Genomic DNA, 12,259 nt, shown 5'->3' on the forward strand with positions numbered 1-12,259 from the left:
GCGCGGTCATCCGGCGTGCTGGTCCTTCCAGCGGAACGTCAGCAGGCAGAGCACCAGGCCGCCCACGACCCAGGCGGCCAGGACCAGGAAGGCCTTGCCCAGCTCGTACGATCCGGCGATCTCCATGAACGCGGCCTCCTGCCCCAGGAAGACCGAGCGCATGCCCTGGCAGATCCACTTCAGCGGGAAGATCGCCGAGAGGTTCAGCAGCCAGTCGGGCAGGTCGGTGTGCGGGAGGAAGGAGCCCGAGATGAACTGCAGGACCACGAACGGGAGCGTGATCACGGCGGTGGCGCTGCGGGCCGAGCGGGGCACGCTGCTGGCCGCGATGCCGAGCATGGTCATGGCGGCGAGACCCAGCAGGAACACCCAGGTGAAGGTCAGCCACGGGCCGATCGTGGCGGGCAGCTGCAGGTCGTACAGGACGACGCCGAGGACGAGCAGGATCGCGACCTGGATGACGGCGACCACCAGGACGCTGCCGACCTTGCCGATGAAGTACGCGCTGGGCGGCATGGGCGTCCCCGCCAGCCTCCGCAGGCCGCCCTGGTCGCGCTCCACCGCGATCGAGATGCCCAGGTTCTGGAAGCTCACCGCCGTGATGCCGGTGCCGATCAGCCCCGCCACGTACACCTGGGAGACGGTGATGTCGGTGCCCCGGTACTGGGTGGTGAAGATCGACGCCAGGATGATCAGCATGACCACGGCGATCGAGAAGACGAACGCGATCTGGTCCTTCTCCCGGAAGAACATCTTCGTCTCCAGGACCGCGCGGGCCAGGCCCACCCGCAGCACCCGGCGCGGGTCGTTGCGCAGCGCGGGAAGCGGGGCGGGCCGGTCCAGCTGGGAAACGGTGACCTCACTCATCGGTCGCTCCTATCAGTTTCAGGTAGACGTCTTCGAGGGTGGGCCGGTCGACCCGCAGTTCCGGGACCTCGCCGCCGAACTCGGCCACCAGGTCCACCACGACCTGGGAGGGGGTGTCGGTGTCGAGCGAGCGCGGGCCGTCCGCGCTCATCCAGTGCACGGTGCTGACCGCCGAGGCCCGGCCGCCCAGGTCGCGGGGGCGCCCCTCGGCGACGATCCGGCCCTGGGAGATCACGGCCAGCCGGTCGGCGAGCACCTCGACCTCGTCCAGGTAGTGGCTGGTGAGCATGATCGTGGTCCCGTCGGCGGCCAGGCCGAGGATGAGGTCGGCGAAGCGGCGGCGGGCCTCGGGGTCGAGGCCGGTGGTGGGCTCGTCCAGGAACAGCAGGTCGGGGTCGCCGATGATGCCCAGCGCCACGTCGAGCCTGCGGCGCTGGCCGCCGGACAGGGCGTGCACCTTCTTGCGGGCCTGGTCGGTGAGGCCGACCTGGTCCAGCACCTGGTCGGGGTCGCGGGGGCGCTCGTAGTAAAGGGTGAAGTGGTGGACGAGCTCGGCGACCGTCACCTCGGGGGTGTCGGCGGTGGTCTGCCAGACGATGCCGATCCGGTCCTTCCAGGCGGCGGTGACGTGGCCGGGGTCCACCCCGAGCACGTTCACCTCGCCGGCGTCGCGGGTGCGCTGCCCGCCGAGGATCTCGACCGCGGTGGACTTGCCGGCCCCGTTGGGGCCGAGCAGGCCGAACACCTCGCCGGGGCTGATGTCCAGGTCTATCCCGTCGACGGCGGTCACCCCGTCGTACTGCTTGCGCAGGCCGCGCACCCGCACTGCTGTCGTCGTCACTGCGACTCACCTTCTCTGTGGGCCAGGGAGACCACGGTCTCCAGAAGGGCCTGGCAGCCCTGCGTGAGCTGCCAGTCCGGGGTGTGCTCGGCGGGGGCGTGGCTGACTCCGGCGAGGCTGGGCACGAACACCATGGCGGTCGGCGCGTGGCGGCTGAGCACGCCGGCGTCGTGACCGGCGAAGCTCACCATCCGCTCGAAGGGCGCGCCGAGGCGTTTGCATACTTTCTCCAGGAGGTCGCAGAGGGCGGGGTCGAAGCGTGACCTCGGTTTGCTGGACAGCGGCTCGACCAGCGCCACGCAGTTCTCCTCCTCGGCGACCAGGGCGGCGTGGGCTCGCAGCCCGGCGGCGGCGGTCTCCAGCGCGGCCGGGGTGGCGGCGCGGAACTCCACCACCAGGCGGGCCTGCCCGGGGATCACGTTCGGCGCGCCGGGGAGGACCTCGACGCAGCCGACGTTGGCGACCATGCCGGGGTCGGCCGCGGCGGCGATCTCCCTGACCTGGACCAGCACCCGGGCGGCCGCGCGGGCGGCGTCGGCGCGGCCGTGCATGGGGGTGGTGCCCGCGTGGTTGGTCTCCCCGGTCAGGGTGACGGTGTGCCGGTCGATGCCGACAATGCCCTCCACGACGCCCAGCTCAAGACCGGCGGCCTCCATCCGGGGGCCCTGCTCGATGTGGAGCTCCACGAAGGCGGCGATGTCGGATATGTGGTCGCCCGCGCAGAAGGCGGTCGAGCCGACGAGGCCGCCGTCGGAGGCGGGTGAGGCGCCCTCCTCGTCCCAGAAGCTGACGATCTCCAGGGTCAGCGCGGCCGGGTGGGCGGCCTCCCGCAGGGTGCGCAGCACCTCCAGGGCGGCGATCACCCCGTAGGCGCCGTCCAGCCGCCCGCCGCCGGGCACGCTGTCGGTGTGCGAGCCGGTCAGCAGCCAGGGACCGGTCCCGCCGGGGTGGCGGCCGAAGACGTTGCCGATGCCGTCCCGCCAGGCCAGGCAGCCGGCGTCTTCGATGCGGCCGGCCAGCCAGTCGCGGGCGGCCAGGTCGGCGGCCGACCCGGCGACCCGGTCCACGCCGCCGTCGGGCCGCCCGCCGAAGGCCGCCAGCGCGTCCAGGTCGGCGAGCAGGCGGTCGGCGGAGATGCGGGGGCTCACGCGCCCACCGCCCATTCCAGCACGGCGGTCGCGCTGTGCATCTTGTTCTCCGCCTGGTCGAAGGCGATGCTGCGCGGCCCGTCCAGGACCTCGGCGGCGACCTCCTCGCCCCGGTGGGCGGGCAGGTCGTGCATGAAGAACGCGTCCGGGTAGCGGTCCATCAACTTCTGGCCGACGTGGAAGGGGGCGAAGGTGTCCCGCCAGTGCGGGTCGGGCTTGGTGGTGCCGGTGGTCTGCCAGCGGGTGGTGTAGACGACGTCCACCTCGCCGGGCAGGGCGTCCATGTCGTGGCGTTCGGTGACCAGGCCGCCGTACTCCTTGGCCTGGCGGGTGACGCGTTCGGTGAGGCCGTACCCGGGCGGGGTGCGCAGGTGCAGTTCCGCGCCCGGGAAGCGGGCCAGGGCGAGGGCCAGGGCGGCGGCGGTGTTGTTGCCCTCCCCCACGTAGAGCACGCGCAGGCCGGTGATCGCGCCGAAGCGCAGCCGCAGGGTGGTGAGGTCGGCCAGGGCCTGGGTGGGGTGCTCGTCGGCGCTCATGGCGTTGATCACGGGCATCCGGTTCTGGGCGGCCAGCGCCGCCATCTCCTCGGGCGGGCCCGCGGTCCTGATGACCAGGACGTCGAGCATCCTGGCCAGCACCCGGCCGGTGTCGTGCAGCGTCTCCCCGGTGTTGACCTGCAGGTCGCCGGGGCCGTACGAGATCAGGCCGGCGCCCAGGCGCAGGGCGGCGGCGGAGAAGGCGGTCCTGGTGCGGGTGGAGGTGCGGGTGAAGTAGACGCCGACGACGCGTCCCCGCAGTCCGGCGGAGGTGGCGGCGCCCGCGCTGACGGCGCAGCCCCGCTCGACCAGCTCGGTGAGGTCCTCGCCGGACAGGTCGGTGAGGGAGATCAGGTGGCGGGCGCGGTCAGGTCCTGGCCGCATGGGGGGTCACCTCACTTGATCGGAGCAGCTGGACGAGGGTGTCGACGTAGGGGGGATCGAACACGCCCCGGTGGGCGCAGCCGAGCCGGTGCACGCTCAGCCCGCCGCCGGCGAGCTCGCGCCACCGGCCGAGATAGTCCTGGTACGGCCTGCGCCCGGTCACGGTGTGGTTTCCCCCCGCGCAGTCGTCGCTGGCCACCAGCCGGACCCGCAGCGGCAGGGCGGGAAAGCGGTAGGCGGCGGTGGCCTCGTCGAGGGCGCGCCAGAGCTCGATCTGCGCGGAGAGCGCGCCGAGGTCCTCGCGGGCGGCGAGGATGCCGAGGTCGGCCAGCATCCGCCTGGCCCGCAGGTCGGCGACGCGGCGGCCCAGCCGGGTCCTGCCGGGGTCGCGCAGCAGGCTTTCCAGCTGGTCGAAGGTGTCGGCGCCGACGGCGCTGCCGGGGATGTCGGCCATCGGGTCCAGGAGGGTGAGCTCGGGCGGCGGGTGACCGGCGGCTATCAGCTGGGCGGCCATCTCCCAGGCGATCACGCTGCCGGAGGACCAGGCCAGCAGGTGGTGCGGGGCCGGGCCGAGCAGGCGGACATAGCGTCCGGCCAGCCGCTGGAGGTCGGCCGCTTCCTCCGGGCCTGGTACGGCGAAGGCGGCGACCGGGCGGGACAGCCGCTCGGCCACCGGCCGGTACCAGTGCGAGGCGCCGCCCGCCGGGTGCACGGCGTATATCGGGGGAAGGTCCGTGTCCCGCTCGCGCAACCAGATCAGCGAAGGTTCGGGGTGCGGAGACTCCAGCCTGGCCGCCAGGGCGCGGATGGTCCGCAGCTCGAGGATGTCGTGCGTGCGCAGGGCGAGCCCGCGCCGACCGGCCAGGGCGACCGCTCGCAGCATCAGCAGGGAATGGCCGCCCAGGTCAAAGAAGTCATCGTCCCTGCCGATCGTGGCCACGCCGAGGATCTCAGCCCAGATCTGGGCGAGTTCGAGCTCGGCGGGAGTGGCCGGCGGTTCGGAGGCACGCGGGGACGGCCCGGCCGGATCGGGCAGGGCCTTGCGGTCGAGCTTGCCGTTGGCGGTAAGCGGCACCGCCTCGACCCGCACCACCCGCCACGGCACCAGATGCCCCGGCAGCCGCTCCCGCAACCGCGCCAGACACGCCGACTCGTCAAATTCTCCGGCTGGTACGGCGTGAGCCTCCGGCTGGTCCCCTCCGGATCGGGGGTGATCGTCGAACCGGTCCCCCGCAGATGCAGCGTGGCCGACCGCCCGATCTCCCGCGGACACGGTGTGATCGACCAAGCCGTTTCCCGCGGACAGGGCGTGATCGACCAGTTGGTCCCGTGCGGGCACGGCGTGATCGGCCGGGCGATCTTTCGCGGGGACGATGTAGCCGATGAGACGGTCGCCCGTTGCCACCACCACCGCTTCAGCCACCTGCGGGTCCTCTGCCAGTGCTGCCGCGACCTCGCCGGGCTCGACCCGGTAGCCGCGGATCTTGACTTGGTCGTCGAGGCGGCCGAGCAGGTCGAGGTCGCCGGAGGGCAGGACGCGGGCGAGGTCGCCGGATCGGTACATGCGCGATCCCGGCGGTCCGTAGGGGTCGGGGACGAATCGTTCGGCCGTCAGGGCGGGCCTGGCCCGGTAGCCTCGGGCCACGCCGGTGCCGCCGATCATCAGTTCTCCCGGGGTTCCTTCGGGGCGCGGCTCGAACCAGCGGTCCAGGACTCGTGCGGAGGCGCCCGGCAGGGCTTGGCCGATCGGCACCCTCGGTCCTGGGACGGGTGCCGAGGGTGTGAACGCGGTGCAGGCCACGGTGGCCTCGGTCGGGCCGTACTCGTTGACGATCTTGGAGCCGGGGGCGACGGTGAGCCAGCGTTCGGCCAGCCTGGGGGTGAGGGCCTCGCCGCCGACCAGCCAGGCGCGGGCGAGGCCTTCGGCGGCGGCGGGTGGCAGGGTCTGGGTGAGGGCTTCCAGGTGGGAGGGGGTGAGCTTGACGAAATCGTATGGGCCGCCCTGGAGGAGTAGGTCGCCCAGTCGGGCCAGGTCGAGGTCGGGTGGGAGCAGCCGTACGTGGTGGCCGAGGGTCAGCGGCGCGAACAGGGAGGTGACGGCCATGTCGTAGGCGGCCGAGGAGAACAGCGGCGCGCTGCCCCGGGCGTCTGCGGCGCGCAGGTAGGACGACAGGCTCCGATGGGTGATCTCGACTCCCTTCGGCCGCCCGGTGGAACCCGAGGTGTAGATCACGTAAGCAAGGGAGTCGGGATCGACGGCCACCGGCTCGACCGGTTCCGTCGACCGCCCGTCCCGAGGGCTGACCACGACCAAGGCGCCGCCATCCTGGTCACCGTGATCGCCGCGCTCGCCCCCGCCTTCACCGCCGCCCTTGCCCTTGACCTGGACTTGGCCCCCGCCCTCGCCTTCACCGCCGCTCTCGACATCGCCCGGGCCCTCACCCTGGACCTGACCCTCGCCCTCGATGAGGAGGATGCGAGCGTCCGCGTCCTCCAGCAGCGCCATACGGCGGTGACGGGGCCAGGACGGTTCGAGCGGGAGGTAGGCCGCCCCCGCGTACCAGATCGCCAGGAACGCGACCAGCAGTTCGGGACCGCGTTCGAGGCAGACGCCGACGACACGCTCGGGCCCTGCGCCCAGCTCACGCAACCGTCCCGCCAAACGGGACGCGCGATCGTGCAACTCGCCATACGACAGGGGCACGCCCTCGGTCGTGCTCGCCTCGGTTCCGCCGGAAGTGCCGCTCGAAGTGCCGCCCTGTGTGACCGCGACCGCTGTCGGGGTGGCCTTGGCGTGGGCCGCGATCAGGAGCGGAACCGGGAGGGGGGAAGCCTCAAGGGAAGCCTCTAGAGGGGCTTCGGCGGATGTGGGGTCGTTCTGGGCGGGGAGGTAAGCGAACAGGGCGTCGCCGTCTGGATCGGTGGCCATCGCGGTGATGACCCGCCGGTAGGTGTCCGCCAGGCGGGTCAGGGCCGATTGCCCGATGACGCGGCGGCGGGCGGTGAGAGTGAGAGTGCCACTGCGGACGGTCACCTGGAGAGGAAACTCGTTCGGGGTCTCGCCGGTGCTGTCCAGCAGGTCCACGAGTTCCCCGTCGACCATATGGAAGTCGAGATAGTTGAAGAACGCCGCGAGCAGCGGCCCGCCCGCGCCCCAGCGGCCCTGCATCTCCGGCAGCGGGAAGCGCCGGTGCCCCCACAGGCGCACCTCCCGGTCGAACACGTCCCGGACCAGGTCGCGCCAGGTGGGCGCGTCCAGCTGGAATGGGAACGGAACGATGTTGAGGAACATGCCGTGCAGCCGGTCGGCCCCTGCGACCTCGGGCCGCGCGTCGCAGACCAGCCCAGTGTGGAAGGCCGCGTCCCCGGTGAAGGAACCCAGCACCTTCAGATGAGCGGCCAGCAACACGCTCTTGAGCGGCACCCCCGCAACAGCGGCCAGCCGCAGTAGCCCTTCGTAGGCGTCCAGCAGATCGACGCCGAGCAAATCGAGCTCGTCGCCCGCGTCCTGATCCGCCCAATCCTCCGGTACGGCCCAACGGGCGTGGGCGTCCAACGTCTTGGCCCAGAACCCCTGGTCCGCAGGGTCAGCGAGGGATGCGAGCTCGGCCGCAACGAAGTCGGCGTACCGGACAGCGGGCAGCCCGGGCTCGGACGGCGCAGACTCAGACGGCGCGAACCCGGACAGCACAAGTTCGGAAAGGACAGGTTCGGACAGAGCGGACCCGGACGACGCGGACCTGGACGACGCGAATTCGGACGACGCAGGCTCGGACAGCGCAGGCTCGGACAGCGCGAATTCGGACTGCGCAGGGTCGCGCAGCGTGGACTCCGACAGCGTGGACTCCGGCAGCGCGAGTTCGGATAGTGCGAGCTCCGGCTTGGCGTCGCGGATTGAGTGGTAGGTGTCTAGGAGCTCCATCAGGAGTAGGTGTTGGCTCCAGCCCTCGATGATCACGTGGTGGAGGCTCATGCAGAGCCGCCAGCGCAGGTCCTCCTCAATGTGTGCGAACAGTCGCAGCAGTGGGGCGTGGCTCAGGTCTACCGGGCGTTCCCGCTCGCGCTCCGCCCAGCGGGCGGCCTCGGCTGCGCGCTGGTCCGGGGGGAGGTGGCGCAGGTCGCGCACGCCGAAGGAGATCTCCGCCTTGGCGTGGACGATCTGGACGGGGACCGAGAACGTGCCCAGTTCGACGGAGGTGCGCAGGTTCTCGTGGCGGGCGGTGATGAGTGTGGCGGCCGAGCGCAGGGCCTCGGCGTCGAAGCGGCGGTCGTCGCGGATGCCGAAGCTGAAGACGTCGTGGTAGTAGCCCGCACCCGGGTTGGCGAGGTACTGGTAGACCATGCCCGCCTGGATCTGGGAGAGCGGGTAGGCGTCGACCGCGCCGTCCGGGACGAGGGCGGCGTCCTCCGGACCGAGCAGGGCGAACGGCTCCGCTCTGACGTGCTCGCCGGCGGCGGGCCGGTCGGCGGCCAGGCGGGCCAGGCGGGCGATGGTCCGCAGTTCGAACAGGTCGCGTACGGCGACGTCGAATCCGGCGGCGCGCAGGTCCCCGACAAGCGCGACGGCGCGCAGCGAGTCGCCGCCCAGTTCGAAGAAGTCGTCGTCGACGCCGATCGGGGAGCGGGCCAGGACTCGTGTCCACTCGGCGAGCATGCGGGCCTCGCCGTGTGTGCCCGGCGGGGTGCGCGGGCCGGGCGTGCCGGTCGCCGCGGTGCCGGGGTCGGGCAGGGCCTGGCGGTCGATCTTGCCGTTGGGGGTCAGCGGCAGGCGCTCGACCTCGACGTACAGGGCTGGGACCAGGTGTGCGGGCAGGGCGGCGGCGCAGTGCCGTCGCAGTTCGGCCTCGCCGCCCTCGGGGAGACGGGTGAGGTAGGCGACGAGCCTGCCCCTTCGGGCGGCGACGGCCGCCTCGTGGACGGCGGGATGGGCGGTAAGGATGGCTTCGACCTCGGCCGGTTCGACGCGGTAGCCGCGTAGCGCGATCTGGTCGTCGAGGCGGCCGAGGAACTCCAGGGTGCCGTCGGCGCGGCTGCGGGCGCGGTCGCCGCTGCGGTAGCGGCGCGAGCCCGGCGGGCCGTACGGGTCGGGGACGAAGCGTTCGGCGGTGAGAGCGGGCCTGCCCAGGTAGCCGCGGGCGACTCCGGCCCCGCCGACGTGGAGTTCCCCGGCGACGGCGGGCGGCGCGGGGTCGCCGTAGCAGTCGACGACATGGGCGCTCAGGTCGGCCAGCGGGCGGCCGATGACGCTGACGCCGGGCGTCTCTCCGCCGACCCGGTGCAGGGTGACGTGGACGGTGGTCTCGGTGATTCCGTACATGTTGACGAACTCGACGCCGGGCCAGGAGGGCAGCGTGGCCGCGTCGAGGCGCTCGCCGCCGAAGACGATCAGGCGCAGGGGGTGCCCAGCCGGGAGCGGGTCGCGGTGGGCGGCGGCCAGGCCCGCGAACGCCGACGGCGTCTGGTTGAGCACGCTCACCCGCTCCCGGACGAGCAGGGCGCGGAACTCCTCAGGCGAGCGGGAGACGGCGAACGGCACGACCACCAGGCGTCCGCCGGTGGAGAGCGAACTCCACATCTCCCAGACGGAGAAGTCGAAGGCGGCCGAATGGAACATCGTCCAGACGTCTTCCGGTCCGAACCCGAACTCGCCCTCGGTGACGCCGAGCAGCCGCGCGAGGTTGGCGTGGGTGACCAGCACCCCCTTGGGACGGCCGGTCGAGCCGGAGGTGTAGATCACATAAGCGAGGCCGTCGGGGTCGGTGGTCCGCTCCGGCGGTCCCTGCGGATCGTCCGGGCCAGAGGGCTGGTCGGGGAAGAGCACGTGCGCGTCCAGGCCAGAGGGCTGGTCGGGAAAGAGCACGTGCGCATCCGGACTCGAAGGCTGGTCGGAGGACAGCGCATGTTCGTTCGAGCCGGACAGCTGGTCGGGGGACAGCACGTGCGCGTTCGGGAAGGCTCCGGCCAGGGCCGGTTCCGTGATGACGATGCGGGCGCCGCAGTCCTCGAAGGTCTGGGACAGCCGGGCTGCCGGGTGGTCTGGGTCTAGCGGGACGTACGCGCCGCCCGCCTTCCAGACCGCGAGCAGGGCCGGGACCAAAGCGATCCCCCGGGGCAGGCAGACCGCGACCCGGGTCTCCGGGCCGACGCCCAGCGCGCGCAGCCGCCAGGCTAGGCGGTTCGCCCGTTCGTCCAGCTCGGCGTAGGTGAGGGACGCGCCGTCGACGGTCAGCGCCACCGCGCCGGGGCGGGTACGGGCCTGCCGCTCGACCAGGTCGGTGACCAGGACGGCGGGCGGGTCCCAGGTGAGGCGGGCGGGCTCGTCATCGGTGAGAGGCAGGGCGGAGATCGCGCGGCCGGGGTCGGCGGCGATGCCGCGCAGGAGCTGCTGGAAATGCCCGGCCATCGCCTCGATCGTGGCCGGGTCGAACAGGGCGGCGGCGTAGTCGAGCACGCCGAACAGGCCGCCCTCGGCCGTCTCCTCCAGCTGCAGGTTGAGGTCGAACTTGGCGACCGAGCCTTCGGTGAGCAGCGTCTCGGCCTTGAGAATGCCGTAGTCGCCCTCGCCGGACTCCTGGTTGTGCAGGCCGAACATCACCTGGAACAGCGGGTTGCGGGACAGGTCGCGATCGGGCCGCAGGTCCTCGACGAGCCGTTCGAACGGCAGCTCCTGGTGGTCGAGCGCGTCCAGGACGACCGAGCGGGTGCGGCCGAGCAGCTCGCGGAAACCGGGATCGCCCCGCCACCTGCCGCGGATCACCAGCGTGTTGACAGTAAAGCCGATCATTCCGGATATTTCCGGCAGGACCCGCCCGGCGACGGGTGTGCCGATCGCGATGTCGCGCTGCCCCGAATAGCGCGACAGCAGCAGCTGGAAGGCGGTGAGCACGACCATGAACAGGGTGGCCTGGCGCTCCCGCCCGACCTGGCGCAGCCGCTCCGCCACCTCGGCGGGCACGTGGAACTCGGTCTTGCCACCCGCCCAGTCCCGTACGGCGGGGCGCGGCCGGTCGGTGGGCAGCTCCAGCGCGGGAACGCCGTCGAGCTGCTCGTGCCAGTACGCGAGCTCGCGCTCCAGCAGCGCCCCCGACATGCGGGTACGCTGCCAGGCGGCGTAGTCGGCGTACTGGACGGGCAGCGGCGGCAACTGCCCGGCCGGATCCTGCTGGCCGAGGGCGAAGCCAAGATAGAGAGCGGGCCATTCGGCGTCGATCACGCCCAGCGACCAGCCGTCGAAAGCGATGTGGTGGTAGACCGCGACCATGACGTGGTCGTCGTCGTCCAGCTTGGCGAGCCAGATCCGCAGCGGCCACTCCCGGTCCAGCGCGATCGGCGTACGCGCCTCCCGTTCGAACACCGCCATCGCGGCGGGCAGCCGCTCGGCGGCGGGCAGGTGGCTGAGGTCGGCCTCCCTGACCTCGATCGGCCGGGGCTCGTCGACGATCTGCGCGGGCTCGCCGCCGATCACCTGGTAGCGAGTACGCAGGATCTCGTGGCGGGCGGCCACCGCGTCCCAGGCCCGCCAGACAGCGGTCGTGTCGAGCGACCCGCGCAGCCGCATCGCCATCGGGACGAGGTACTCGGGGCTGCCGGGGTCGAGCTGGTGCAGCAGCCACAGCCGCCGCTGCCCGAACGACAGCGGCAGCGGCCGCGACCGGTCGGCGGGCGGCACGCCCTGCCTGCGCCGCCGCGCCCCGGCCAGCCTGCGGCGGATCAGGTCGGCCCGCAGCGTTTCGGTGTCCGGTGTGGTCATGGCCCGGGTTCTCCGTGATAGGCGAGCAGTTCGTCGTGGCTCATCTGTTCGATCTCGGCGCGTACGGCGTCCTCGACCGCATCGGCCAGGCCCGCCACGGTCGGCGCCTCGAAGAACCTGCGGAAGGAGATCTCCACCTCGAAGGCGTCCCTGACGCTGCCGATGAGGCGAATGGCGGTGATCGAGTCACCGCCTGCGGCGAAGAAGTCGTCGTGCACGCCCGGGTCGTCGATCCCCGACACGCGCGACCAGAGCTCGGCGACGATCTCCTCGGTTTCGGTTCTTGGCGCCTGGTGGGCGGGGGCGTCGGCCGCGCCCGGCAGGGGCAGGGCGGTCACGTCCACCTTGCCGTTGCGGGTGAGCGGGATCGCGCCGACCAGGATGACGTCGGCGGGGACCATGTGCTCCGGCAGGTAGCGGCGGGCGTGCTCGACCAGGTCGGCGACGGTTACAGCGGTGGTGCCAGTGAGGTCTGTGGTCCCGGTGCCACTGGCAGCTGTGGTCCCGGTGCCTCTGACGGCGGCGGTAGTCCCGGTCCCGGTGCCTCTGACGGCGGCGGTGGTCCCGGTGCCGGTAGCGGCGGTGGCGGTACCGGTGGTGGCAGTGCCGGTGGTGGCAGTGCCGGTGGTGGCAGTGCCGGTGGTGGCAGTGCCGGTGGTGGCAGTGCCGGTGGTGGCAGTGCCGGTGGTGGCAGTGCCGGTGGTGGCAGTGCCGGTGGTGGCAGTGCCGGTGG

General features: G+C 72.3%; 6 protein-coding genes. All 6 read right to left on the reverse strand.

All coding sequences use genetic code 11. From position 1 onward, the window contains the following. Positions 1-6 precede the first annotated feature (6 nt). Positions 7-867 (reverse strand): ABC transporter permease, encoded by an 861-nt coding sequence (locus ABGB08_RS04200; RefSeq protein WP_347586413.1) that lies wholly within the window; start codon positions 865-867, stop codon positions 7-9. Then, positions 860-1,708 carry an ABC transporter ATP-binding protein gene (locus tag ABGB08_RS04205; RefSeq protein WP_347586415.1) on the reverse strand — a complete coding sequence of 283 codons (849 nt, stop codon included), beginning with the start codon at positions 1,706-1,708 and terminating at the stop codon, positions 860-862. Before ABGB08_RS04205 ends, ABGB08_RS04200 begins: the two co-directional genes overlap by 8 nt. Beyond that, entirely contained in the window at positions 1,705-2,856 is a 1,152-nt protein-coding gene (locus ABGB08_RS04210; RefSeq protein WP_347586417.1) for a Zn-dependent hydrolase, read from the reverse strand. The genes ABGB08_RS04205 and ABGB08_RS04210 overlap by 4 nt, the downstream gene beginning before the upstream one ends. After that, entirely contained in the window at positions 2,853-3,776 is a 924-nt protein-coding gene (locus ABGB08_RS04215; protein ID WP_347586419.1) for an ornithine carbamoyltransferase, read from the reverse strand. Before ABGB08_RS04215 ends, ABGB08_RS04210 begins: the two co-directional genes overlap by 4 nt. Then, on the reverse strand, positions 3,760-11,526 hold the full coding sequence (locus tag ABGB08_RS04220) for an amino acid adenylation domain-containing protein (protein ID WP_347586421.1): 7,767 nt from the start codon (positions 11,524-11,526) through the stop codon (positions 3,760-3,762). Before ABGB08_RS04220 ends, ABGB08_RS04215 begins: the two co-directional genes overlap by 17 nt. Beyond that, positions 11,523-12,259, reverse strand: a 737-nt coding sequence (locus tag ABGB08_RS04225) for a phosphopantetheine-binding protein (RefSeq protein ID WP_347586423.1), incomplete at its 5' end; no start/stop codon positions are given. The genes ABGB08_RS04225 and ABGB08_RS04220, both read right to left, overlap by 4 nt.

The sequence above is a fragment of the Acrocarpospora sp. B8E8 genome, assembly GCF_039871605.1.
Classification (GTDB): domain Bacteria; phylum Actinomycetota; class Actinomycetes; order Streptosporangiales; family Streptosporangiaceae; genus Acrocarpospora; species Acrocarpospora macrocephala.

Excerpts from the sequence above, each read along its gene's own strand:
- ABGB08_RS04200 (WP_347586413.1), bottom strand. The coding sequence starts at position 867 with ATGAGTGAGGTCACCGTTTCCCAGCTGGACCGGCCCGCCCCGCTTCCC.
- ABGB08_RS04215 (WP_347586419.1), bottom strand. The coding sequence starts at position 3,776 with ATGCGGCCAGGACCTGACCGCGCCCGCCACCTGATCTCCCTCACCGAC.
- ABGB08_RS04220 (WP_347586421.1), bottom strand. The coding sequence starts at position 11,526 with ATGACCACACCGGACACCGAAACGCTGCGGGCCGACCTGATCCGCCGC.